General features: G+C 71.0%; 25 protein-coding genes. 6 read left to right on the top strand and 19 right to left on the bottom strand.

All coding sequences use genetic code 11. From position 1 onward, the window contains the following. Nucleotides 1–4 precede the first annotated feature (4 nt). On the bottom strand, nucleotides 5–520 hold the full coding sequence (locus tag ACQUQF_RS15715; protein ID WP_435180046.1) for a TspO/MBR family protein: 516 nt from the start codon (nucleotides 518–520) through the stop codon (nucleotides 5–7). A 101-nt stretch (nucleotides 521–621) separates the two neighbouring features. Between ACQUQF_RS15715 and ACQUQF_RS15710 the strand changes: the two genes are divergently transcribed. After that, the gene (locus ACQUQF_RS15710; protein ID WP_435180045.1) at nucleotides 622–900 is read left to right on the top strand and encodes a hypothetical protein; all 279 of its coding nucleotides are present in this window, start codon (nucleotides 622–624) and stop codon (nucleotides 898–900) included. A 60-nt stretch (nucleotides 901–960) separates the two neighbouring features. Here ACQUQF_RS15710 and ACQUQF_RS15705 read toward each other — a convergent pair whose 3' ends face one another. Beyond that, nucleotides 961–2,469 (bottom strand): 2-isopropylmalate synthase, encoded by a 1,509-nt coding sequence (locus tag ACQUQF_RS15705; RefSeq protein WP_435180044.1) that lies wholly within the window; start codon nucleotides 2,467–2,469, stop codon nucleotides 961–963. A gap of 223 nt (nucleotides 2,470–2,692) precedes the next feature. Between ACQUQF_RS15705 and ACQUQF_RS15700 the strand changes: the two genes are divergently transcribed. Beyond that, the gene (locus ACQUQF_RS15700) at nucleotides 2,693–2,989 is read left to right on the top strand and encodes a UPF0175 family protein (protein WP_435180043.1); all 297 of its coding nucleotides are present in this window, start codon (nucleotides 2,693–2,695) and stop codon (nucleotides 2,987–2,989) included. A 7-nt stretch (nucleotides 2,990–2,996) separates the two neighbouring features. After that, nucleotides 2,997–3,560, top strand: a complete 564-nt coding sequence (locus ACQUQF_RS15695; RefSeq protein WP_435180042.1) for a DUF3368 domain-containing protein — start codon at nucleotides 2,997–2,999, stop codon at nucleotides 3,558–3,560. Here the strand turns inward: ACQUQF_RS15695 and ACQUQF_RS15690 are convergent, their stop codons facing one another. Next, on the bottom strand, nucleotides 3,561–3,905 hold the full coding sequence (locus tag ACQUQF_RS15690) for a DUF192 domain-containing protein (protein WP_435180041.1): 345 nt from the start codon (nucleotides 3,903–3,905) through the stop codon (nucleotides 3,561–3,563). It lies immediately after the preceding gene. 386 nt (nucleotides 3,906–4,291) lie between these two features. On the opposite strand from ACQUQF_RS15690, the gene ACQUQF_RS15685 reads away from it, so the two are divergent. The 3 genes from ACQUQF_RS15685 (at nucleotide 4,292) to ACQUQF_RS15675 (ending at nucleotide 6,590) form a co-directional block, all read left to right on the top strand. Continuing rightward, entirely contained in the window at nucleotides 4,292–4,618 is a 327-nt protein-coding gene (locus ACQUQF_RS15685) for a hypothetical protein (RefSeq protein WP_435180040.1), read from the top strand. Nucleotides 4,619–4,758: 140 nt separating this feature from the next. Further along, nucleotides 4,759–5,307, top strand: a complete 549-nt coding sequence (locus tag ACQUQF_RS15680; RefSeq protein WP_435180039.1) for a DUF7097 family protein — start codon at nucleotides 4,759–4,761, stop codon at nucleotides 5,305–5,307. Nucleotides 5,308–5,510: 203 nt separating this feature from the next. Further along, on the top strand, nucleotides 5,511–6,590 hold the full coding sequence (locus ACQUQF_RS15675) for a pyridoxal-phosphate dependent enzyme (RefSeq protein ID WP_435180038.1): 1,080 nt from the start codon (nucleotides 5,511–5,513) through the stop codon (nucleotides 6,588–6,590). Between the two features lie 125 nt (nucleotides 6,591–6,715). On the opposite strand, the gene ACQUQF_RS15670 is transcribed toward ACQUQF_RS15675, so the two are convergent. The 16 genes from ACQUQF_RS15670 to ACQUQF_RS15595 all read right to left on the bottom strand — a co-directional run bounded on the left by ACQUQF_RS15670 (nucleotide 6,716) and on the right by ACQUQF_RS15595 (nucleotide 23,910). Next, a complete protein-coding gene (locus ACQUQF_RS15670) occupies nucleotides 6,716–9,220 on the bottom strand; it encodes a methyl-accepting chemotaxis protein (RefSeq protein WP_435180037.1) in 2,505 nt (834 codons plus the stop codon). 1 nt (nucleotide 9,221) lies between these two features. Then, complete coding sequence (locus tag ACQUQF_RS15665; RefSeq protein ID WP_435180036.1) at nucleotides 9,222–10,469, bottom strand: ABC transporter substrate-binding protein; 1,248 nt, start codon at nucleotides 10,467–10,469, stop codon at nucleotides 9,222–9,224. Between the two features lie 187 nt (nucleotides 10,470–10,656). Beyond that, on the bottom strand, nucleotides 10,657–12,621 hold the full coding sequence (locus tag ACQUQF_RS15660; RefSeq protein WP_435180035.1) for a DUF2070 family protein: 1,965 nt from the start codon (nucleotides 12,619–12,621) through the stop codon (nucleotides 10,657–10,659). Nucleotides 12,622–12,655: 34 nt separating this feature from the next. Then, complete coding sequence (locus ACQUQF_RS15655) at nucleotides 12,656–13,024, bottom strand: putative quinol monooxygenase (protein WP_435180034.1); 369 nt, start codon at nucleotides 13,022–13,024, stop codon at nucleotides 12,656–12,658. Nucleotides 13,025–13,143: 119 nt separating this feature from the next. Then, a complete protein-coding gene (locus ACQUQF_RS15650) occupies nucleotides 13,144–13,692 on the bottom strand; it encodes a GMP synthase subunit A (protein WP_435180033.1) in 549 nt (182 codons plus the stop codon). Nucleotides 13,693–13,786: 94 nt separating this feature from the next. Further along, nucleotides 13,787–14,227, bottom strand: coding sequence for a VOC family protein (locus ACQUQF_RS15645; RefSeq protein WP_435180032.1), 441 nt, complete (start codon nucleotides 14,225–14,227; stop codon nucleotides 13,787–13,789). 98 nt (nucleotides 14,228–14,325) lie between these two features. Beyond that, the gene (locus ACQUQF_RS15640) at nucleotides 14,326–15,252 is read right to left on the bottom strand and encodes a diacylglycerol/lipid kinase family protein (protein ID WP_435180031.1); all 927 of its coding nucleotides are present in this window, start codon (nucleotides 15,250–15,252) and stop codon (nucleotides 14,326–14,328) included. 362 nt (nucleotides 15,253–15,614) lie between these two features. Beyond that, the gene (locus ACQUQF_RS15635; RefSeq protein ID WP_435180030.1) at nucleotides 15,615–15,863 is read right to left on the bottom strand and encodes a DUF3194 domain-containing protein; all 249 of its coding nucleotides are present in this window, start codon (nucleotides 15,861–15,863) and stop codon (nucleotides 15,615–15,617) included. Beyond that, the gene (locus ACQUQF_RS15630) at nucleotides 15,864–16,271 is read right to left on the bottom strand and encodes a prefoldin subunit beta (protein WP_435180029.1); all 408 of its coding nucleotides are present in this window, start codon (nucleotides 16,269–16,271) and stop codon (nucleotides 15,864–15,866) included. Between the two features lie 112 nt (nucleotides 16,272–16,383). Next, nucleotides 16,384–16,698, bottom strand: coding sequence for a KEOPS complex subunit Pcc1 (locus ACQUQF_RS15625; RefSeq protein WP_435180028.1), 315 nt, complete (start codon nucleotides 16,696–16,698; stop codon nucleotides 16,384–16,386). Between the two features lie 19 nt (nucleotides 16,699–16,717). Further along, nucleotides 16,718–16,852 carry a DNA-directed RNA polymerase subunit P gene (locus ACQUQF_RS15620; protein ID WP_435180027.1) on the bottom strand — a complete coding sequence of 45 codons (135 nt, stop codon included), beginning with the start codon at nucleotides 16,850–16,852 and terminating at the stop codon, nucleotides 16,718–16,720. Next, complete coding sequence (locus tag ACQUQF_RS15615) at nucleotides 16,849–17,130, bottom strand: 50S ribosomal protein L37ae (protein WP_435180026.1); 282 nt, start codon at nucleotides 17,128–17,130, stop codon at nucleotides 16,849–16,851. Before ACQUQF_RS15615 ends, ACQUQF_RS15620 begins: the two co-directional genes overlap by 4 nt. Nucleotides 17,131–17,184: 54 nt before the next feature. Beyond that, nucleotides 17,185–21,984 carry a hypothetical protein gene (locus tag ACQUQF_RS15610; RefSeq protein ID WP_435180025.1) on the bottom strand — a complete coding sequence of 1,600 codons (4,800 nt, stop codon included), beginning with the start codon at nucleotides 21,982–21,984 and terminating at the stop codon, nucleotides 17,185–17,187. Nucleotides 21,985–22,343: 359 nt separating this feature from the next. After that, nucleotides 22,344–22,514 carry a hypothetical protein gene (locus tag ACQUQF_RS15605; RefSeq protein ID WP_435180024.1) on the bottom strand — a complete coding sequence of 57 codons (171 nt, stop codon included), beginning with the start codon at nucleotides 22,512–22,514 and terminating at the stop codon, nucleotides 22,344–22,346. A 219-nt stretch (nucleotides 22,515–22,733) separates the two neighbouring features. Beyond that, a complete protein-coding gene (locus ACQUQF_RS15600; RefSeq protein ID WP_435180023.1) occupies nucleotides 22,734–23,456 on the bottom strand; it encodes a DUF2103 domain-containing protein in 723 nt (240 codons plus the stop codon). 88 nt (nucleotides 23,457–23,544) lie between these two features. Next, complete coding sequence (locus ACQUQF_RS15595) at nucleotides 23,545–23,910, bottom strand: zinc ribbon domain-containing protein (RefSeq protein WP_435180022.1); 366 nt, start codon at nucleotides 23,908–23,910, stop codon at nucleotides 23,545–23,547. Nucleotides 23,911–23,918 lie beyond the last annotated feature (8 nt).

Raw genomic sequence — 23,918 nt, 5'->3', positions numbered from 1 at the left:
CGGGCTACGCGTTGAGCCGCCAGATGCGGTAGTTGAGCGCTGTGGCGAACCCGACCCAGAGCAGGTAGGGAACGAGCAGCGCGGCCGCGCGGCGGTCGACGCGGGCGAACGCCGCGACCGTGGCGAGGATGACCGCCAGCAGGGCCGCGATGACGACGAGGCCGCCGAGGATAGCCCGCGAGCCGAAGAACACCAGCGTCCAGGCCGCGTTGAGCGCCAACTGGGCCCCGAAGGCGGCGAGCGCGATCCGCCGGCGCCGGTTCCGGCCGCTCCGCCAGACCAGGTACAGCGCCACGCCCATCAGCAGGTAGAGCGTCGTCCAGACCGGGCCGAACACCCAGCTCGGCGGGGTGAACCCGGGCTTGGCCAGCGTCGGGTACCACGTCGCGACCTCGTCGGCGGTCAGCAGCGACGGGACGACGCCGGCGAGCTGGCAGACCGCAATACTGGCGAGCAGGGCGAGCCAGTCGACGCTCCCGCGGTTGCCGTCGCCGCGTTTCAGTCTCTCGGTGACGTTCACGGTGGCCGTACGGCCCGACGGGGAAAGAGGTTGAGGCCCGCCGGAAGCGGCCCCGTGGCTCGACCGCAAGGCTCAGCACGCGCGTCCCCGTCCCCGCCGGTATGGCACCGACAGTCGACGACCTCCGGAACGACATCCGGACCGCCGTGGGGCGATACGAGCGCGTCGAATCGACCGCCTTCACCAAGGAGGCGCTCGCGGCGATCTGCGCCGCGGTAGGCTACGATATCGACACCGACCGGCTCCCCTCGAAGTCCCAGATGCGGGCGGGAATCCTGTGGAAGATCGGCGTCCTGGACGACGATGACCCGGAACAGACCGAGCGCCCGTTCCGGAAGGCGGAACTCGAATCGGTCGCCGAGGCGGTTCGGGACGACTGACTTTACCGAGGGCGCAAGAAGAGGATAATGTGTCCGGGCTCCCGAGACTGACTCCGGCAGTCAGTCGTCCGCGACCGCCGGATCGGTCGCCTCGTCGGCGACCAGCAGCCGGTCGAGGGCGTCGACCATCGCGGTGACGCTGGCGCGGGTGATGTCGCCGTCGCTCGACGCGACGGTCACCGTCCGGTCGCCCCGGCGCATCTCGACCTCGACCGTGACCACCGCGTCGGTGCCGCCGGTGATGGCGTCGACGTGGTACGATTCGAGGTTGGCGTCGGCCGCCACCGCGGTCGAGTCGCCCGACCCGGCGACCGCCTCCCGGACCGCGGTGACCGCGGCGTCGACCGGGCCGTCGCCGGTGCCGCTGGCGACCCGTTCCTCGCCGTCGACGGCGAGCCGGACGCTGGCGGTCGGGATGCGCCCGCCGCTGGTCGCGGCCAGCTCGAGGAGCTCGATGCGCCGGTCGCGCTCGCGGCCCTGGACGTCCTCGGCGATGGCGAGCAGGTCGGCGTCGGTCACCCGCTTGTTGCGCTCGGCGAGGTCCTGGACGCGGGCGACGACCTCCTGTAGCTCGTCGTCGTCCACTTCGACGCCGTGCTCGGCGAGCGCGGCCTCCGCGCCCGCCCGGCCGGTGTGCTTGCCGAGGACGAGCCGGCGCTCCCGGCCGACCGTCTCGGGCGGGTAGGGCTCGTACATCCGTTCGTCCTTGAGCGTGCCGTCGGTGTGGATGCCCGACTCGTGGGCGAAGGCGTTCTCGCCGACGACCGCCTTGTTCGGCGCGAGCGGGACGTCGGTCGCGTCGGCCACCGTGCGGGCGAGGTCGTAGAGCTCGGTCAGTTCGACCGTCTCGACGCCGTAGCGGTGGGCGAGCGCGATGGCGACCTCCTCGAGGGCCACGTTGCCCGCCCGCTCGCCGACGCCGTTGACCGTGGCGTGGACCAGGTCCGCGCCCGCGGCGACGCTGGCGAGGGCGTTGGTCACCGCGAGCCCGAGGTCGTCGTGGGTGTGGGTGCTGGTCGGCCCGAGGTCGGCGAGCCGCGAGACCGCCTCGTAGGCGTGCTCCGGGCCGGTGTGGCCGACCGTGTCGGCGAAGCAGAACCGGTCGGCGCCAGCCTCGTGGGCGGCCTCCGCGAGGCGTTCGAGGAAGTCGAGGTCGGCCCGCGAGCCGTCCTCGCCGATGACCTCGACCCAGAGGCCGTGGTCGCGGGCGTGCTCGACCAGGTCGGCGGTCGTCTCGGCGACCTCCTCGCGGGTCGACCCGACCTTCTGTTCGACGTGGCGGTCGCTGGCGGGCACGACCACGTGGACGCCGTCGACGCCGCAGTCGACCGCGAGGTCCACGTCGCTCGTCACGCCCCGGGCGAAGCTGGTGACCGTCGCGTCGAGGTCGAGGTCGACGACCCGCCGGATGGTCTCGCGCTCGCCGGCGCCGGTGCAGGCGCTGCCGGCCTCGATCACGTCGACGCCCGCCCGGTCGAGCGCCCGGGCCACGTCGGCCTTCTCGTCGGGCGACATCGAGACGCCCGGCGCCTGCTCGCCGTCGCGCAGCGTGGTGTCGAGGAGCCGCACGTCCCGGTCCGAGAACCGCTCGTCGCGTTCGTCGCGCTGTGCGCCGCCGTTCGATGGGGATGTGTTATCGGGGGAGCCCCCGAATAAATCGTTCACTGGCCATGCTGGACCACACCACTCCCGTTGCCCGCCGGGGTAGTTAAGCGGGTCTCTGTGACAGACGGGTCTGTCGGACCCGGCTCGCCCCGCCAGGAATAATACGATGCATTGCATTGTATTCTACATGGAGAACGTCACGACCCGCATGAGCGACGAGGAACTCGACCTCGTCGACCGCCTCGCGGAGCAGCACGACGGGAGCCGCAGCGACGCGATCCGGGCCGCGATTCGGGCCGGCGCGCGGGAGGAACTCGTCCGCGTCGCGCTCCAGAAGTACCAGCACGGTGAGGTCGGGATGCGCGGAGCCGCCGACATCGCGGGCCTCACCGTCGCCGAGATGATGGACGAGGCCAACGAGCGCGGCGTCCTCCGGAACTACGACGAGGCCGACCTCGAATCCGACGTGGAGAACCTCCTGTGAGTCGACGATGAACGATGCAGCCCCGACGAAGCGATCGTTCGTCGACGCCAGCGTGTTCATCACGCTCGCCGAAATCGATTACGTTGACCTCCTCGATTCCTTCGAGAGCGAGGTCATCGTCCCGCAGGCAGTGGCCGAGGAGGTCGCTGACGAACCGGCGGCGAGCCACCTCGATGCCGCCAGCGACGAGTGGCTCCGGGTAGTGGACACGGTGGACGTCGTCGGCCGTCAGCCGCTGGAACACGCGGCGACTCATCTCGACGCCGATTTCTCCGGGAGTCCGCCGAGCGACTCCGGGAGCGTCGAGGGAGACGTTGCACTGCTCGCCCTCGGAACGACTGCCGAGGATCCGGTCGTCGTGACCGACGACAAACCGCTCCGGAAGGCCTGCAAAGCGCTTGGTGTTCCGGTTTCAGGGTCCATCGGCGTGATCGTCGCCGCGGTCGAACGCGGACGACTCGATGTCGCCGAGGCGAAGGATGCCCTCGTCGCCATGGACGAAGTCGGTGCCCGGTTGAGCGCCAGACTGCTCCGCCGGGCCGAGCGACTCATCGACGACGCCGGCGACTGATTACTCCACTCTGACTTCGTCGCCGACCGCCACCTCGTCGGCGCTCCCGGCCGGCAGCTCGATCAGGAGGTCGGCCTCCGCCTCGGCCAGCCCGGTCCAGGCCGAGAGCCGTTCGGTCCGGACGACCTCGTCGTCCACGAGCCAGAGCACGTCCAGCGGGAAGGGGACGAACACCATGTGGACGTCCCGGACCCCGGCGCCGTCGAACCGGAAGACGAGCGCGTAGTCGTCGGGGATCGACCGCCGGAACATCAGCCCGCGGGCCCGCGAGAGGAAGGAGTCGGCGGTGTCGACCCGGGTCGCCAGCGTCCGCTCGGACCGCCCGTCGTCGTGTACTACTCGCACGAGCCGAGGTGTTCCCGGTGGTGACAAAAGCGTTTCCGTCGGCGCGCTCGGTCGCTCTGCGCGCCGTCCCTCGGACGCCGCGGGAGCGTTGCAACGGTGCGACTCGCCGGCGGAACGGCGCCGGTAACGGCTGCGATACCGGCGGCTCCGGGGCCGGACTGGGCATTTCGCTCGGGTTCCGAATCTGGCGTTCCAGAGTCGATAATGATGACATACGCGACGGTTGCAGGGGCTTCGTGAGTGCTTGAACCGCGGGCCGTGGTATCGTCTCGAACTGTAACGAACTGTTTACTCGGTAGTGAGTAAACTTTTTAAAATCCCCTCGTCTACATTGAGTCGATGACGGAACCCTCCACCACTTCCCCCACTCGAACGGAGCGACAACCATGATGTGGCAGGACCTGGTCTTCCTCGCCGGCAGCGTCTTCTCGCTGCTCGTGCTCGTCCCGACGCTCCGGGACTCGATGGCCAACGTCCCGCTCGGCACGGCCCTGCCCTCGGCCACCATCGGCTTCGTCTACGGCACGGCGTTCTTCACCCTCGGCATGACGATGTCGGCGCTCGGCTCGGTGCTCACCGGCGTCATGTGGAGTCTCATCGCCGCCGTCCGCTCGCCCCACCCGTACAACCCGACGATGGACGCGGACGCCGCGCCTTCTACGAGCGACTCGTCGTCGAACTCGACGGCGAACGCCGCCCCGCACGCCGACTGACGGAGCTTCGCTGTAGACCGACGCGGTTTCTCCGCCGAACCGTCCGGCGAGCGACGACGTCCCGCCGAACCACCCGCTGACCGCCGCTCCGCGGAGTCCGACCGTTTTTATCCCGGGGCGTCCGATGGACTGACCAGAGCATGAAGGAGACGCCCTCCGGGACCCCGGTCGGCGTGGACGACCCCTACGACCACGCCGGGGTCTGCGACCACCTCACCGACGAGGGCAAGTGCCGGTTCGCCTTCGAGCACCCCCGACAGGACCCCGAGTTCGCTCGCGAGCGCCGCGAGGACGACCTGCGGTGTCCCGCCGCGGACCCCGACGGCGACTGGGACTGGTCGTCGTGTCCCCACTACCGGTGCCGGAACCGCGACCGCGAGTGCATCCGGTGCGGGCTGGAAGAGCGCCGGATGGCCCACTCCGACGAGCGCCCGCTGCTGGAGGAGCACCACCTGTCCTACGCCGGCGAGGGCGAGACCCTCGGCCACGAGATCACGGTGTACCTCTGCCGGTGGTGCCACGCCAAGGTCCACAAGTCGTGGGCCCGCATCGACGACGACGTCAACCCCGACCCCGAGGCCATCGCCGAGAAGGAAGGTCGTCGGTCGCGCGAACAGGAGGAACTGTCGTTCGAGTCGGCGGCCGAGCGGTACGACGCTGACGAGGACCGGGGAAACGAAGAACAGTAGCTGGTCATTCGGCTTCTTTATTTAGAGCAGTCGGTGAGACCACCGGTAAGTATAGAGCGTGAATGTATCACGTCCGTTATTGACCTGCCTCATGGCTGGTAGAAATGCCCTGCTGAATAGAGGACACTCACCTACCGTCGCGTAATGATAGCTACGTTACCAACATCGAAAAGTTTCTCCATGATACGTGACCAAGAGAGTCCATGGGTACTCCCGAACTTGTCTGTTCTTCGTGTGGGCGGACGTACACCGATCAGTGGCGGTGTGAGTGTGGCGGCGTCCTTGACTTCACTCACCAACCGCTTCCGGCATCCGACCGGCCAGACCCCGGTCAGTTCGATACCCGAGACGGACTCTGGTCGTTCGATATGTTCATTCCGGTTGAGAAAGGCGTCTCTCTGGGCGAAGGAATGACGCCGCTGGTTTCATCATCGACATGGGATGCTCAGTTTAAACTCGAATACGTCTCGCCAACGGGTAGCTTCAAGGATCGGGGTGCAACCACAACTATCAGCCATGCAATTGCGTGTGGTGCAGATCGAGTCGTCGAAGATTCATCAGGGAACGGAGGGGCTGCCATCGCAACCTACGCGGCTCGCGCTGGACTCGACGCAGAGATTTACGTTCCAGCCTCTGTAAGAGAGGGGAAGATCCGAGGAATCGAACGGGTCGGTGCGACGCCTGTTCGAATAGAAGGAGGACGCCAAGCCGCGACCGATGCATGCATCGAGGCTGTCGAATCGGGCGATGGATGGTACGCGAGTCACTCGTGGAGTCCAGCGTTCTTTGCTGGGACGGCGACGTTCGCGTACGAACTCGCACTTCAACGTGACTGGAACGTCCCTGACGCGATCGTGATGCCACTCGGCCATGGAACGCTGTTCCTGGGCGTGTACCGTGGATTCAAGGCGTTGTCCGAAGCAGGGTGGATTGATACGGTGCCACGTCTGCTCGGCGCGCAGGCCGCGGGATATGCCCCGATTGCGAGCGAACTCAACGCAGTCCCCGAGAGCGAGAACGATGTCGCAGATGGCGTCCATATACGGGAGCCGACACGAAAACAACAGCTCCTGAATGCGATTGCTGAGACCGACGGTGATGCGATTGCGATCACGGAAGACGAGGTGCAAACGGAGTTAGACCGACTCCACTCGCACGGATTCTACGTAGAACCGACCTCAGCGATTGCGCCTGCGGCACTTGCGGCGTATCGAGAACGGGAAACGATTGAACCAGATGCAGACGTGGTGATGCCACTCACAGGGCATGGATTGAAGACGTAACCAGACGGTACGCTCATCGATACATTCGCACCACGTACTGAACGAATCCTCGCTCCCGCTTTCTGATCGGAGAGTGAGAAGAGAGATCGTGCTACTAACTGCCGATAGGGGAGATTCCGGGTCCGTCACTCGGACCGCGAGACGCGCACCGACTCCTCGGGGTCGACGGGGTCGTACCCGTCCTGTTCGTCACCGTCAGCCCCGGGCGCAGGGACACCGACGTCCGCCTCACCGCCGCGCGCGTCGACCCGGAAGTCCTCCAGCATCTCCATCAGCTCGTCGGCCTGGCGGGCGAGGTGGTCGGCGCTCTCGGTGACCTCCGACACCGCCGCGGACTGCTCCTGGGTCGCGGCCGCGACCTGCTCGGCCTCGTCGGTCGACTCCTCGCTGAGCCGGGTCACGTCGTCCATCATCGAGACGACCTCCTCGGTGCTGGCGGCCTGCTCGTCGGTCGCGGAGTTGATCTGCTGGATGCCGACCGCGGTCTCCTCGACGTTCTCGACGATGGCCTCCAGCGAGTCCTGGGCCTCGTCGACCGCGTCGACGCCGTCGGCGACCTGCGACCGGGTCGCCCGGATGTCGTCGACCGCCTCGTCGGTCTCGGCCTGGATCTCCTCGATCTGGTCCTCGATGTCGTCGACCGCCGCCTTGGACTCCTCGGCCAGCGCCTTGATCTCCTCGGCGACGACCGCGAACCCGTCGCTGTCGCCGTCGGCCGCCGCGGCCTCGATGTTGGCGTTGAGCGCGAGCAGGTTGGTCTGGTCGGCGATGTCCCGGATGAGGTCGACGATCTCGCCGATGCGGTCCATCTCCGACTGGAGGCCGTCGATCTGCTCGACCGTGGCCTCGGTCTCGGCCTCGACCGAGCGCATCGTCTCGATGGCCTCGCGGGCGGCCTCGCGGCCGTCCTCGCCGAGCGACTCGGTGTTCTCGGCGGCCTCCGCGACCTCGTCGGCCGAGGCCGCGACCTCCTCGATGGTGGCCGAGAGGGTGCTCATCTCGCTGGAGGTGGTCTCCAGGCGCTCCTGCTGGTCGCGCGCGCCGGCCGAGAGCTGCTGGCTGGCCCGGCTGACCTGCGTGCTGGAGTCCTCGATGTCGGCGGTCCGGGCGGTGACCTGCTGGCTCGCGCCGGCCACGCTCTCGGCGAACGCCCGGACCTCCCCGACCGTCGATTCGAGCTCGGCCATCATGTCGTTGAACTCCCGGGCGATGCGCGCCATCGCGTCGCTCTCGCTGTCGGCGTCCATCCTGCGGGCCAGGTCGCCGTCGGCGGCCGCCTCCATCACGCCGCTGAACGCCTCGGCCTCCCGGACCAGCGACTCCGAGAGCGCCTCGGCCTCCTGCTTGGCGGCCTCGGCCTCGTCGCGGGCCCGCTCGATGTCGGTGACCATCGTCTCGAGGTCCTCGCCCATCCGGTCGAGCGCCTCGCCGAAGGTGCCGGGCACGTCCTCGTCGAGCACCGGGTCGTCGAACTCCTGGGCGGCGAGCGCGTCCGCCTGGTCGGCCACGGTGTTGAGGTACGACCGCATCGACTCGAACGAGTCGAACAGCGACCCGAGCTCGTCGATCCGCCCGGAGTCGGGGAGGTCGACGTCGAGTTCGCCCCGGCCGATGGCGTCGGCCTTCGCCGCGAGCGTGTCGAGCGACCGGGCGGTCTGGCGGCCGATGGTGATCGCGACCAGCCCCAGCCCGACCAGCATCACGACCAGCAGCCCGCCGATGTTCCGGGTCACCTGGGTCTGGAGCGCGTAGGCCTGCTGCTTCGGGACGTGGTACGTCAGCACCCAGTCGGTCCCGACGACCGGCGCGGTGGCCATCACGTACCGGCCCGCCTCCATGCCGGTCTGGGCCGAGACGGTGCCGAAGCTGGTGGTCCCCTCGAAGCCGGCGGCCACCGCGTCGGGCAGCTCCCCGTCCGGGCTGTACGACGAGAGCAGGTTCCCGTTCCGGTTGTCGAGCACGACGGTGCCGTTCGGGTTGACGACCTTGATGTCGCCGGTGGCGATGGGGGAGTTGAAGCCCCGCGAGCGCTTCTCCAGCGACGCGGTGAGCACGAGCGTCCGGGCGTCGCCGACCGGCGTGAGGAACGCCACCACCGGCCCGGCGTCGGTCTGGTACGGCGCCGAGACGGTGACGGTCCCGGTGGGCAGCCCGCTGAGGTCGGCGGCCCACGGCGCGCTGTCGGCGGTGACGGTCGACCCGACCGCCGCGTCGTCGGTGCTCTCGACCACGGTGGCGCTGCTCGTGTCGAGGTAGTGTATGGACTGGACGTCGCTGGGCAGCTCCACTAACCGGCGCTCCAGCGTGGTCCCGACCGCTCCCTGCCCGTCGGCCGCGACCGACGAGGCGATGAACGACGTCGTCGACTTCTTCTTGTTCACCCAGCTCCGGACCGCCTCGGCCTCCTCGTGGGCGATGCCGGTGATCCGGGCCTCGGTGTCGTCCTGGACGAGCCCCTTGGTGTCGAAGTGGATGAACAGGCCGATGGCCCCGACCAGCACGACCACCAGCACCAGCACGAGGTTGAACTTCGCGGCGTAGCTTCGCCGGATCCGGTTCGGCAGGCGCCGCTCCAGCCACCGGGCGGGGGCGCCGAGCCGACCGCGGAGCCCCGAGTCGTCGTCGCTCATGTCAGTCCTCCCTCCCGGCGAAGAACGAGGCCTTCACCAGTTCGAGGTCCTCGACCGTGCCGGCCCTGACCCGCTGGATGACGTAGGGGTTGAGCGGTTCGAGGTTCGCGTTGAGGTCGACGCTGCTCGAGGCGCCCTCGTAGTTGACCTCGCGGCCGGCGTCGAGCAGCTTCCTCGCGCGGTCGAACTCGCCGACGGTGACGGTGTGGCCCCGGCCGCCCGACACCGCCCGCAGGTTGGTCGCGACCGCCTCGGGGGTCGCCTCGCCCGCCCGCTCGACAGCCAGCGCCTGGAGGAACAGCGCGTCGTAGGCGTGCTGGGTGTAGGCCGGCAGCGGCGCGATGTCGTCGAGCTTCTGGGCCAGCCTCTGGGCGCCGGTCGACCGCCGCGAGGCCATCGTCGCGCCGTACAGCCCGTCGAAGTAGTCCGGCGGGGAGCTCGGGATGAGCCCGGCGCTCAGCACCCAGTCGCCCGCGTAGTCGCTCTCGACGCCCGTCCGGAGCACGCCCCGCGTGCTGCCGGGCGAGCTCACGACCGCGATCGCATCGGGGTCGCCGCCGGTGACCTCCGCGATGGTGTCGTCGAAGGCGTCGGCGCCCGGGTCGAACGGTACCTCCGCGGTCACGCGGCCGTCGACCGCGTCGACCACCTCGCGGGCCAGGCTGTTGCCGAACCCGTTGTTCTGGTAGAGGACGCCCACCGTCTCGGCGCCCGCGTGCTTGGCGTCGTTGAGCGCCTTGGCCATCACGAACGCCTGCTGGATGTCGTTGGGCGCGGTCCGGCCGACGTACTTGGTGTCGCCGACGTAGCCCCGGCCGGCGAGCGCCGGCGTCGTGCTCGACGGGCTCACCTGGGCCACGGGGTTGTCGCTCACGAACTCCGCGAGCGCGAGCGACACGTCGCTGACCAGCGCGCCGACGAACCCGACGGCGCCCGCCTCGACGAGCGCCCGGCACTGCGAGACCGCGGTCTCGCCGTCGACCTCGCTGTCGCGCGAGAGCAGTTCGACGTCGCGGCCGAGCGGACCGCCCGCCGCGCGGACGTCGCCGATCGCGGTCTCGACCGCGCGCGTGTGGGCCTGGCCGAGATCGCCGAGGAGTCCGTCCGCCGAGAGGGGCAGAATCGACCCGAAGGTGACCGTCCCGCCGCCGTCGCGGAGCCGTCCGGCGCAGCCGGCCAGCGAACCGACGCCGGCGAGCGCGGCCCCGCCGCGGGCGAGGTACGTCCGTCGGGAGTAAGTCGAATCCATCGCGGCAAAATTTAAAGATTGTATTTATATTTGTTCCGGTACTATCGCCAAGCCGTTAGGCGGTTTACGATTGGTATCGCCCGGGTTCGGTGATCGAGGGACAAATTCGGTAGCCAGTCCGCAAATTCGGTAGTTCGTGCAGGCTACGGATCCGGAGGCGAAACCGACGGAGTCGACCGCCGAACGGTCAGGACGCCGCGAGGAAGAAGATGAGCAGGCTGACCGCCATCGCGGCCAGCACCACGGTCGCGGCCAGCGCCGCGCCCATCGAGATGACCGCGTTGGCGTGGCTGGCCAGCGTCTCGGTCCGGTCGTTGCCGAACACCGTCACCTCGGCGCGCTCGCTGGCCATCCCCGCCTCGACCGGTTCGACGTCCGCGGCCGCCTCGGCGACGAGGCGCTCGACCACCGCGACCAGCTCGTCGGGGTCGATGGCCTCGCCCACCTGGTTCGAGGCCTCGACCTGGTTGACGATGTGGGTGTCGGTGGTCATCACCTCGGCCTCGTCGGCCGCGGGAACCGGCGCGCCGTCGGTCGCCACCGCGGCCGGGCCGTCGGTCTCCGGGTCGTCGACCGTGCTCGCGTCTCCGTCGTCGTCCTCCTCGTCGCCGGTGAGCCGGGCCACGATGCGGTCGCGCAGGCCGGGCTCCATGTTGTTGCCGTCGACGAGGACGTAGGCGGTGCGGTGGTCGCCGACCTCCAGCATCGCGACCCGGACCCCGAGCGGACCGATGCCGTCGCGGGGCTCCCACTCGGTCCCGTCCCACGCGACGCCCAGCCGCATCGGGGCCTGCTCGGCGTCGGCGAGCCGGCCGCCCGACTCGGCCGCGGCCTGCATCATGTCGAACGACCGCTCGCTGCCCGGGTAGACGTGGCCGAGGTTCGGTCCCTCCAGCCCGTTGTTGCAGTTGTGGGCGTCGACCAGCATCACGTCGTCGACGCCGGCCGACCGGGCCTCCGCGGCGGCCGAGAGCCCGACCGCGTACTCGACGTCGTCGGCGAACTCCGGCGAGTAGGTCGCGACCAGCAGCGCGTCGTCGCCGAACGCCTGGCCCACCACCTTGGCGTCGCCCTCCTGGACCCGGACCGACGGCGTGGCGGTGTCGTGGTACTCGATGTTCTCGAACGCCTCGTCGGCGGTCGCGATGAGCTCGTCGACCTCGCGCTCGGTGACGAGGTTGAAGTCGTGGCCGGCGGTGGCGTGGGGCGGGAAGGCGACGCCCTCGGCCGACTCGGCCACCCGCCGGGGGAGGTTGCCCCCGCCGATCTCGCCCATCGGGCCCGGGTGGATCATCGGCAGGACGAACCGGGCCTTCTCCGAACCGTCCTTCCGGCGGAACGCCAGCACCGTGACCGGCACCACCGCCTCCTCGCCGATGTCCTCGAAGAACCCCTCGAGTTCGTTGGTCCCCTCCGCGATGTGGCCGATGAACCCGCGGATGAAGTCGAGGACGCTCACGTCGAGGCTCCGCTTCCACGGCCGGTCGATGAACTTGACGAACGCCCAGACCGCGACGCCGTAGACCAGACACATCACCGCGAGCAGGGCGAAGTCCTGGGCCTCGACCACGTTGAGCGCGCGCGGGGCCTCCTCGACCCGGTTGAAGAACACCTCGGCGATCGGCCCGCCGCCGACGTGGAGGTACTTCATCGTCCCGCTGTAGATGAAGAACAGCACGGCGGCCGTGCCGGTCTGGAGGCTGGCGGGCACCGCGGCCGTGAGCACGGGGGTGCCCGAGACCGCCATCACCACCAGGAGCCGGAGCGCGAACACCGAGGCCAGCCCCACGATGAGCGTGTCGAAGACGAACTGCTGGCCGAGCCGGGCCGACAGCACGGCCACGGCGCCCGCGCCCGCCATGATGGCGACGATGACGGCCTCGCAGGTCAGCGCCAGCAGCGACGACCGGTTGTACGTGAGCTGGCCGCCCAGGCGGCGGTCGACCGGCGTGGTCAGCAGGCTTGCGACGACCGTCGGGACGCCGATGAAGAACACGCCCTGCCACGCGTCCTCCAGCACGAACCCCGCGTCGAACGCGCCCACGCCCGCGACGGCGGCGATGAGGAGCGCGAACGCCACGCTGGCGTACCACCGCGGCGCGCGGAAGATGAACCGCGAGAGGGAGGCGAGGTCGCCCTGCGTCGCTGTCATACTCGGGTCTTTCGGTCGGGAGGGATAAAAGGTGCTACTCCGGTTCGGTCGAACCGGTCGCCGACCCGCCTCCGGCTTGCGATTCGCCGGTCGCGTTCGGGTCGAACGCGTCGGTCACTGCGAACTGGGTGACCTCGACGTCGTCGACGTCGCCGCCGAGGATGTCGGGGAGCGCCTCCACCCACTCCCGGTAGTGGTCGGTCTCGCCGTGAGCGTCGAGCGCGGGCCGGTCCTCGTACCGCTCGAAGAACCGGACGACGTTCGGATCGTCGACGTCCGTCGTCGCGCGGTAGTCGACCACCCCGTCCTCGGCACGGGACTGCTCGGCCAGGGCCCGGACGCGTTCGAGCGCCTCCTCGCGGCGGTCGGGGTCGATGGGGACGGCGGCGTGGACTACGATCATCGTCCCGTCCTGTCACGCGCAGAATACAAAAGCGTTCGTGGGTTCGTCCGCCGGGGCGCGGGCGAGGCCGCCAGGGACGCGACGGTCCGACGGGACCGGCCCGGACCGGCGTCGACCGCCTACTCGCAGACCGCCAGGAAGTTCTCGAACACTTCCTCGCCCTCGGCGGTGTGGGCGACCTCGGGGTGCCACTGCACGCCGTAGAGGTCGCGGTCGGGGTCGCTCATCGCCTCGACGCCGCAGACGTCGCTGGTCGCGGTGCGGGCGAACCCCTCGGGGACCTCCTTGACCTCGTCGGCGTGGCTGGCCCAGACGCGGGTCTCGGGCGCGAGCGAGCCGACGAGGGGGTCCTCGTCGTCGAGCACGTCGACGGTCACGTCGGCGTAGCCGCCGTAGTCGCCCTCGCCGACCTCGCCGTCGAGGACGTGGGCGATGGCCTGCATGCCGAGACAGATGCCCAGGACGGGCACGCCGAGGTCGAGGTAGTCGGCGGTGTTGCCGATGTCGTCGATGCTCGGCCCGCCGGAGAGCACGAGGCCGTCGGCCTCGATCTCCCCGGCCGGGGTCGTGTTGTCGATGATCTCGGTGTCGACGCCCATGTCCCGGAGCGCGCGATGTTCGAGGTGTGTGAACTGCCCGTGGTTGTCCACCACGACGATGCGGGTCATTGGAGAGTCGTAGTCAGCAGGCCCACAAAAGGCGTTCGATGCCCGGAGAACCGGCGGCGCCCGGAGGGTTCGACTCCGCGCCCGGTCCCGCCGCTCACTCGCCGAGCGCCTCGGGGTCGAACCGCCGGTTCTCGCCGCGCCACTCCCCGCGGTCGTTCTCGTCGCGGGTGTCGAGGTACACCTCCAGCCCGTTCCCGTCGGGGTCCTCGAAGTACAGCGCCTTGCTGATGCGGTGGTCGACCGGCGAGACCTCGACGCCGCGCTCGCGCAGGCGGCGGTGGGTCGCCCGGAGCGCGTCGGCGTCCGGGACCTCGAACGCGGCGTGGTACAGGCCGACCCCGCGGCCCGGCCCCGGCGCGTCGTCCCCGACCCCCTGGAGCGCGAGGTCGTGGTGGTGCTCGCCGTACGAGAGGAAGGCGTACCGGCCGGCGCGCTCGACGACGTCGAGGCCGAGCACGTCGCGGTAGAACGCGACCGCGCGGTCGACGTCCCGGACCTTGAGGTGGACGTGACCGAGTTCTGTGGGGTGGCTCATACTGCAACCTTCGGCTCGCCGGGCCAAATACGGGCGGGTGTCGGCGAGCGCGGCCACGGCTCGGCCGATACCCGGTCGGGGCGCGACCGTCGTCACCGTCACTCCGGATCGGGGTCGTACCCCTCGCCGACCGCGACCCGGAGCGCGCCCGGCCGGACGTCGATGGTCACGCGCTCGAACTCCCGGATCTCGCCGTCGAGGCTGAAGGTCACCGGCTCGCCGTCGCGGCTCTCGAAGTCGAGTCGTCCGGCGTGGAGCTCCGTGACGTGGGCCGTGTCACGCTCGAAGGCCCGCTGTTCGACGTACTCGACCAGCGCGTCCGTCGCGGGCAGCTCCTCGATGATCGTGACCTCCAGCAGCCCGTCCTCGGCGTCGGCCTGTCCGCCGCTGCCGGCGAACTTCCGGACGTTGCCAACCAGGAACGCCGCGGCCTCGCCCGACCAATCGACCTCCTCGCCGTCCGTCTCGGCGTCGATCTCGGCGCGGAGACCGTCGAACGCCAGCGCCTCCTCGACGCCCGCGACGACGAACGCGACCGGCCCGAGGCTGTCCTTGCGGTCGTGGGTCGCCGCGGCGCTGGCGTCGGCGGGCAGCCCCGCGATTGCCGACAGCACGAACGGCTCGTCGCCAGCCATCCCGAGGTCGAGCCGCCGGACCTCGCCGCGGTCGACCGCCGCGAACCCGTCTTCGAGCGACCGGATGCCGAGGTCGCCGGCGAAGAAGTTCTCGGTCCCCGCGGGGACGATACATATCGCGACGTCGTCGAGGGCGTCGGCCCGGACGAGTCCCGCCACCGCCTCGTGGAGCGTGCCGTCGCCGCCGCAGACCGCCAGCAGGTCGACGCCGTCGGCTGCGGCCGCCTCGGCCAGGTCGACCGCGTGGCCGGCGCGCTCGGTCTCGACGACCGCGAAGCCGCGCTCGTCGGCGAGGCGGCGGACGCGCTCGACGTGGCCGCCGCCTCCGCTCGTCGGGTTCAGAATCAATCGGCGCGAGCTGACCTCGCCGTCCGACGGGTCGCGGTCCATGCGGGTCCTTCGGGCCGGTCGCGTAAAGGTTCGGGGCCGGGTGGTTCGCGGCTCGGCTCGCTCCGCGGATCGGGGGTCGACCCGCTTCCGGGCCAGCGACGACGCGAACTCGACCCGAGGAGTACGGACCCGTCGAACAGTACGGTCCGCACCGAGCGATGCCACTCGGCGGGTGGCGTCGAAAGAACACCGCAAGGTACCCCTACCCGCGGTGTTTCATCGAATCAAAGAGGCCGGTAATAGGTTTTGTGGTGTCCGGCGCCGCCGCGGCGGCGGGTCCGGCACCTACTACACTCGGCTCTCGCCTCGGAAGTGACACCGCAAAAATCGGTCGCGAGACGGCGAGCCGCCGGTCGCCGGCCTCAGTCCGCGTCCTCGGCCTCGGCGAAGAGGTCGTCGACGGCCGACCGCGCAGCCAGCGCGGCGTCCTCGGCGACCTGCTCCTCGTTCGCCGCGTCGGGCGCGTTGAGGTAGACGTCCACGTCGAGAACGCCGTCCTCGAACTCGACGGTCACGTCGACGTCCCGGACCTCCGAGTTCTTCAGCCGCGAGAAGATGAGGCCCTCGGCTGCCTCGGCGGCCGTCCGGACGACCTCGTCGTCGCTCGGCATCTACGCGCCGCCGGGACCGCCGCCCATGCCCGGACCCTGGGGGCCGCCGGGCCCGCCGCCACCGCCGCCGCCGAGCATGTTCTGGAGCTCGGACTGGAGGCTCTCGAACTGCTCCTGGACGCGCTCCTCCTGCTTCTCGAGGGTCTCGACACGGATCTCGAGGCTGTCGACCTTCTCCTCGAGGTCGTCCTGGGCCTCGTCGAAGTCGGTCTTGACCAGCAGCTCGCCGACCTCGCGGTACATCGTGGTGTCCTCGTCGATGTTGTCGAGCTCGTCGAGCGCCGTCTGGGCCTCGTTCAGCTGGGTCTCGGCCTGGTTCTTCTGGACCGCGACCTGCTGGGCCGTCTCCTGGAGGTCCTGGAGCTCTTCGAGTTTCTCCTGCGCTTCCGGTGGCAGATTACCCTGCATATCTCGGACGACGCGGCCCGGACAGAAAAACCCCCGCTTTCGGTTCCCGGTCGGCGTCGGCGCGCAGCGGGCGGCGTCGGCGGGCTCGCCGGTCCCCGCAAGCCGACCCTCGCTACGCCAGGTCGGTCGTCCGCTCGGCGACCTCGACCAGCGACCCCCAGGTGTTACAGCCCGCGCGGAGCGCCACGAGGTCGTCGGCGAGTACCCGGACCGCGACGGTCGTCCCGTCGCGGTCGACCGTGGCGACCGAGCGGTCGCCGTCTATCTCGCCGACCTCCTGGGCCACGGCGCGGGCGACTGCCCGGGCACGCGCCGGCGAATCGTAATCGAAGCGGAGCGTGGCGTCGTGGGGTCGGCGCGCCGCGCCGGCCGACTCGGGGGTCGCGTCGGGGGCTGGGTCGTCGGCGCCGCCGGGTCGCTCGCCCATGGAGAGTAACAGACTGCAGTTACCGCACGTCGATTTCCTTCACGTCGCGGCTGCGCTCCTTGAGGAGCACGCGGTGCCCGCAGTACGGACACCGGACGCCGCCGTACTCGTCGAGTTCGACGTCGCGCTTGCACCGCGAGCACTTGTAGCTCATTCGTCGTCTTCGCCCAGGGCGGCGCGGATGGAGCGCTTGACCGTCCGACCCGCGGGCGTCTCGGGGCGGTAGGTGCCGCCGGCGTACTTGTAGCCGCAGTGCCCGCACTGCCAGATGCCGGTACCCTGCCGGGCGACGTCGTCGGCGCCGCAATCGGGGCAGGTGTGGTCGTCGTTCATGTCGCTCTCGATCTCGGCGACGCGCTTGCGGGCGACCCGCCCGTATCGCGCCCCGAAGCGACCGGCGCTGCCGGTTCGGCTCTGGGTGTCTTCGGCCATAGTACTGCGAATTTACGCCGGGTCGCTGATAAAGCCTTTGAGTCGGGGCGGCGGTCAGGCCGCCTCGGTGGTCGCCGGTTCCTCGCCGCCGCCCTCGTTGCCCTCGCCGCCGTCGTTCTCTTCCCCGCCGCCACCGTCCTCCTCCCCGCCGCCGTCGCCTTCGCCGCCACCGTCCCCGGCCTCGTCGCCCGGGACGTCAGGATCTGTCGGCGCCGAGTCCTCGGCGTCGTCGACGCCGTCGTCGTCGGAGTCCCTTGCGTTGGAATCGGTCCCAGCGTCGACCTCCTCGCCGTCCGAGAGGCCGTCGTCGTCCGAATCGGCGCTCGTCGGGTCCGACTCCACTTCGTTGATCTCCTCGTCGTCCGAGAGGCCGTCGCCGTCGGAATCCGCGGCGGTCGGGTCGGTGCCGTGCTCGTCGACTTCCGGCCCGTCGGAGAGGCCGTCCCCGTCCGAGTCGCTCGCGGTCGGGTCGGACCCGTACTCCTCGATCTCCTCGCCGTCGCCGAGCCCGTCCTCGTCAGTATCGCCCGCGGCGGGGTCCGTCTCCTGATCGTTCACCTCCGCGCCGTCGTCGATGCCGTCCCCGTCCGAGTCGCTCGCGGTCGGGTCGGTGCCGTGCTCGTCGACCTCCGGCCCGTCGTCCAGGCCGTCACCGTCTGTGTCGGCGCTCTCCGGGTCGGTCCCGGCCTCGCTCTCCTCGTCGGCGGTCAGGCCGTCCTCGTCGGCGTCCGCCGGCGTCGCAGTCGTTTCGGTGGTCGTCTCGGTCGTCGTTGTCGTTTCGGTGGTCGTGGTCGTCTCCGTAGTCGTCGTTTCCGTGGTGGTCTCGGTCTCGGTGGTTGTCGTCTCCGCGGTAGTGGTCTCGGTCGCGGTGGTCGACGTCTCGGTCGTCGTCTCCGTGGAGGTCTCGGTCGTCGTGGTCGGCGCGTCCGCCTCGGCCGGCTGCACCGTCGTCGTCTTGGTCGTAGTCGTGGTGGTCTCCGTCGCGGTCGTGGTGTCCGTCGGCTGGCCCGCTTCGGTCGCGGTCGTCGTCTCGTTCTCGGTCGTCACGTCCTCGGTGGTCGTCCCCGCTCCGGGCGTGCTCGACGCGTCGAGTGGGTCGCTGCCGGCGTCGACCTCCTCCCCGTCGCCGGCGCCGTCCTCGTCGGTGTCCACCAGCGTCGTGTTCGTCCCGACCTCGTCGACCTCGCGGCCGTCGGCCAGCCCGTCGCCGTCGGTGTCCGGCACGGACGGGTTGCTCACCGGCTCCTCGACCAGTTCCGGGCCGTCCTCCAGGCCGTCGCCGTCGGTGTCGGGGTCGGTCGGATCGGTCGGCTCGATGTCGTAGTTCGCGAGCCCCGCCGCCTCGAACCCGTCGGGGAGCCTGTCGCCGTCGGTGTCCGGGCTCTGCGGGTCGGTGCCGAGTTCCCGCTCCCGCTCGTCAGTCAGGTTGTCGTCGTCGGCGTCCGGTCCCTCGACGGTCGTCACGGCGGTCAGGGTCTCGGTCACCGTGGCCGTCGCCTCCGCGGCAGTTGCGGTCACCTCCCCGGTCGTCGCAGTCGTCCCCGTCGTCGCGTTCCCCGTCGCCTGGCCATCTCCCGTCGTCGGTTCGGTGGTCGCGGTCGTCGCGTTCGCCTCCGTGGTCGTCGCGTTCTCCGCTTCCGTCGTCGCGTTCGTCGTCGTCGCCGCGGGGCTTGCAGTCGTCGTCTCGCTCTCGGTCGTCGCGTCCGCAGTGGTGGTGACGCTCGCCGCGGTGGTCGCGTTCGCGGCGCCGATTTCGCCGGCCGGCGCCGTGACCGCGCGGAACGTCGGGTCGTCGAAGCGGAAGTACTCCAGGTCGAGCAGCCAGATGAGCCGGGCGTCCCCGCGGGTCGGGGTCCACTCGACCGTGAACGTGTGCTCGCCGGGCCGGAGTTCGGTCGGCGGCGTCCGGTTGGCGTGCTGGTAGGCCGCCGGCCCGCTCCGGAGGTCCTGGCGCTCGGCCGGGTCGTCGTAGTTCGACAGCAGCAGCGAGAACTGCCGCGCGATCGAGTCGTAGTCCCACTCGGTCCGCAGGGCGTAGTCGTTGGGGTTGCGGTAGCCGAACGTCACCCGGTAGGTCCCTCCGCCGATCCGGGTCGCGTCGACCACGTAGGTCTCGACCGGCGCCGGCCGGAACTGGCGCCGGCACTCGTCGCGCCGCGGGTTGGTGACCGCGTCGGCGCTGCTGTCGCCGGTCGGGTCGACGTACGAGATGAACCCGCGCTCGCTGGTCAGCAGGTCGTCGTTCCGCGGCGCCCGGATCACCGTCGTGCCGTCGACGGTGCGCTCGATGTCCCGGAAGTACTCGCCCGCGTCGTAGAAGCCGAGGAGTCGCACCTCGACCGACCCGTTGCCCGACACCCGCACCGCCGAGCAGTTGAGGTACTCGACCGAGGTGCCGCCCGGCGCGTCGCCGGTCTCGTCGTCCGACCCCGGGCTCGGGCTGTAGAGGTCGGTCGGGTCGGTCCCGCGCTCGACCTCCTCGCCGTCCCAGAGGCCGTCGCCGTCGGTGTCCGGGCTCTGCGGGTCGGTGCCCAGCTCTTGCTCCCGACTGTCGGTCAGCCCGTCGCCGTCCGCGTCGGTCGCCTCGGGGTCGTTGGCGTTCCGCGGGTCGCTGCCCCGCCGGACCTCGTCGCCGTCGGACAGGCCGTCGCCGTCGGAGTCCGCGGCGGTCGGGTCGGTGTGGACGTCGCGTATCTCCTCGAAGTCGTCGAGGCCGTCGCCGTCGGTGTCGGCGCTCTCCGGGTCGGTCCCGAGCTCCTCCTCCCGGGGGTCGGCCAGCCCGTCGCCGTCCGCGTCCCGGGCGGCCGGATCGCCCGCGTCGAGCGGGTCGGTTCCGCGCTCGGCCTCCGCCCCGTCGGTCAGGCCGTCGCGGTCGGAGTCCGGCCCGGTCGGGTCGGTGCCGTGAACGTTCACCTCCAGGGCGTCCGTCAGGCCGTCGCCGTCCGAGTCCGTCGCGGTCGGGTCGGTGCCCAGCGCCCGGACCTCCTCGCCGTCCGTCAGGCCGTCGCCGTCGGTGTCGGCCGTCCGCGGGTCTGATCCGACGTCGGTCTCCCACGCACGGGGCAGGCCGTCGCCGTCGGCGTCGGTCCGGCTCGGGTCGTTCGGGTCGTGGGGGTCGCTGCCGGCGTCAACCTCCGCGCCGTCCTCCCGGCCGTCGCCGTCGGTGTCGGGGTCGGTCGGGACGGTGTTCCACCGGTCGTGCTCCGCGCCGTCGCCCAGGCCGTCGTTGTCGGTGTCTGCGCTGGTCGGCTCGGTCCGGAGCACGAACACCTCGTCGCTGTCGGTGATGCCGTCGCCGTCGGAGTCCGCGCCCGCGGGGTCGGTCCCGAGGCGGCGCTCGCGGTCGTCACGGAGGCCGTCGCGGTCGGCGTCGGGCGCCGCGTAGCCGTCCGCGTCGCCGTAGTAGTTGATCTCGACCCGCTTGTTCACGACGGTCTCGCTCCGCTCCACGATGGTCGTCGGACTGATCACGTCCCGGTCGACGGCGTCCCGGACCACGATGGCGCTGCTCTGGCGGAGCACGAGGAGGAGCCGGCTCAGGTCCAGGTCGAGGACGCTCGGCCCGGCCTCCGCGCACGTCGGACAGAACGACAGCGCGCCCAGGCAGGTCCCCTCGGCGCCGTACTGGATCTGGGTGACGTCGGCGACCTGGGACTGCGAGACCGCCCCCGACGCCGCCGCCTGGGCCGCCACCTGCTGCTGCTCGATGCTCACCTGCTGGCTCTGGGCGACCGCGCCCCGCGCGGCGCCCGCCGAGGCGGCCTGCACCTGCTTCGCGGTGGCGGTCTGGCTCTGGGCCAGCGCGCCCGAACTCCCGCCGAGCGCCGCCACCTGCACCTGCTTCACGTTGGCGGTCTGGCTCTGCTCGACCGCCCCCGCGGCCGCCCCGAGCGCGGCGTACTTCGACTTCGCGGTGCCCGCGCCCGCCGCGCCCGCGGCACGCTGCTCAAGCGTCCCGTAGGAGGCGCCCTGCGCGGCCTCGCGGATCTTCCCCACGTCGCCGCTCCCGGCCGCGACCGCCCCGCGGGTCGCGCCCGCCGCCGCCCCTTCGGCGGCCTTCTGGAGCTGGTCGACGTCGGCCTTCTGGTGCTGGGCGACGGCGCCGTGGCTCGCGCCGTAGCCGGCCGCCTGGAGCTGGTCGACGCTGGCGTTCTGGCGCTGGGAGAGCGCGCCCTCGCTCGCGCCGGCGACGCCGGCCCCGAGCTGGCTCTGGTTGACCGCGGCGCTCTGGGCCTGCAGCAGCGCGCCGTACGCCGCGCCCCGCACCGACGCCCGCACCTGCTCGGCGCTGGCGTTCCGGACCTGCGAGACCCCGCTCAGCGCCCCGTCGCGGGCCGCCGCGAGCTGCTCCCGGGTGACGTTCACGCCCTGTCGCCGCGCGAGGGCGGCTGCCTCCCGGACCCCCTGCCGGACCGCCGTCTGCAGGGCCGGCCGGAGCCCGTGCGTCTCCGCGGCGGGCGGCAGCGCCGGCCCGCGGTACTCCCCGGCGTCGACGTCGTCCGGAATCGCGGCGAGCGTCGGCACCGGTCCGGAGAGCTTCGCCAGGCCCAATCGTTCGCGCACCGCCGCGAGCGATCTCCCGTCGCGAGGTCCTGTTTCTCCGTCGCGCGGCTCTGCGTCGCGCGGTTCCGCGGCGTTCGTTCGTCCGCCGAGCGATTCCGCGCCGCCGACCTCTGGGACTGCGCCCGCCGCCTGAGACGCCGCCGACGCGGAGGCAGGCGTCTCGGTCCCGCCGGCGCGAGCGGTCGCGTCCCCGCCGGCGAGTCCGGTCGTCGCGCTCGCCGTCGCGAGCAGGACGGCGACGAGCAGTACCGCCCGGCCGCTCCGCTCCGTGGCACCGCCGTCGGATGTCATGTCCGCTCGGCGTAGTCGCGAGTCCCGGGTAAAGTCGCGTAAGAACGTTCTGGCCAGTTCAACTGCCGAACCTCCCCTTGGCCGGACCGGTCGCGCGACGGCCAGTTCCGGGGCGGTCGTTTCTCTCGGCCCTCCGACCCGTCGCGAGTCGGGGGCGACGGACGGACACGACCGATTACTGACGGTTCGCGTAGCCGTCGAGGCGGCCGGATTCGGGCGGTCGTTCGGTCGGGCCGTCATGTCACGGTCGCGGCGGCATCCCGGCCGACCTCGTCTGGTGTGAACGGTGGCCGACCCGCGGCGAGGTGTCGGGGCCGCCGGCCGGCGGCGGGGCGGCGCGAACGCCCACCCGCGGCCGGTCACTCCTCGTCGGCCCGCAGCGGCGGGTTGAACAGCTCGTGGCCGATGACCGCCAGCGAGGCCACCATCCCCGCGATGGCCGCGGGTAGCCCTGTGAGCTGGCCGACCAGCACCCCTCCCCCGGAGAGCAGCGGAATCAGCGCGAGGACCGCGTCGTAGTGGCTGACCATGGCGTAATTAGATATAATTACCAGGCCCAAGAAGGTTGGGGCTTCGGTTGGCAGACCTCACCGCCCCGGGTTCGGACACGGCCGGGACGCTCAAAGCCATGCGGTGCCTAACCCGGCGGGCGCGACCCGCGGGGCGGTCGTCGCCGATGGCCCGCGGCCCGCCGCCCGGGACGTTATTCCCGGCCTACCTCGGGGTGGTCGGTCCCCGTCCGGCGCCGGCTACTGGAGGTCGGCCTCGGCGAGCGCGTCGTTGAGGTCGGCCCGGACCCGCTCGCCGCGCTCGCGGTCCATCGCGGTCGTGACCACCCGGTTCTCCTGGACGCTGGAGCCGTCCCGGAGCAGCAGCCGGACGTTGCCGTTCTCGTCGGCCCGGGTGGCCTTCGCCCGGACGCCGGTCCGGCTCCCCGACCCGCCGGCGTCGATGGGGCCGGGGATGATCTTCTTGACGTGCGGGTGGCCGGCGACGGTCTGGACGGCTCGCCGGCCGGCCCGTTCGCCGATGAGCGTCGAGTGGCTGCCCCCCAGCTTCTCGGCGGGCGCGGCGTCGACCACCTCGAGCGCCCGGTCGCCCCGGCGCGCGAGCACCGCCTCGACGGGGTCCTCGTCGTCGCCCACTCGGTAGAACGAGTAGTGGAGCTGGTCGCGGGTCGCCCGGAGCACGTCGCGGTCGCCCGCGGCGTACACCTCCTCGGGGCGCTTGCGCCTGACCTCGTCGGCGATCCGGCCCGCGAAGTTCCGGAGCTCGACCACGCCGGCCTCCTCGCCGTCCTCGGGCGTGGTCGTCACCACGGTCTCGCCCACGACCGTCTCGTCGTCGAGCATCGTGAGCGTCGCGCGGTCGCGCGCGAGGTCCAGCACCACGGTGTCGCAGTTCGGCGTCCGACAGACCAGGCAGTAGTCGCCCGGTCGTTCGAGCGGGGAGCCGCACTGCCGGCACTCCATGGCCGGCCCTAACCCGGGTGCGGATTTAATCCCCGTGCTTTCGTCCGCCGGGGGTCGGCCGACGGAGAATCCGGCGCGGACTCGCCCGTCACCGCTCGGCCAGGTCGGTCTCGGTCACGCCCGCTGCCTCGACGTCGAGGAGCTCGGTGCCGCAGTTCTGGCAGTAGCTCGCGTCGGGCGCGACCGACGCCCCGCACTCCGGACAGCTAGTGCCCTCGCGGATGACCCGACGCTGGGAGTCGTTGAGGTACTTGTACCCGCCGTACACCAGGTTGACGAGCCCGAACGACCACCACCCCGTCAGGATGGCGAGGAGCAGGTGGACGCCGAGGCTGCCGACGTTGCGCTTGACCATGACGACCCGCTCGGGCGTCTCGGACTCGATGCGCCACCCGCGGGCGATGAGGTCGTCGATCTCCCGCTGGAGGTTCTCGGACCGGTTGGCGTAGCTCATCCGGTGTC

Source organism: Halorussus sp. AFM4 (genome assembly GCF_051194995.1).
Taxonomy (GTDB): domain Archaea; phylum Halobacteriota; class Halobacteria; order Halobacteriales; family Haladaptataceae; genus Halorussus.
This window is presented reverse-complemented; position numbering and strand designations above follow the sequence as displayed.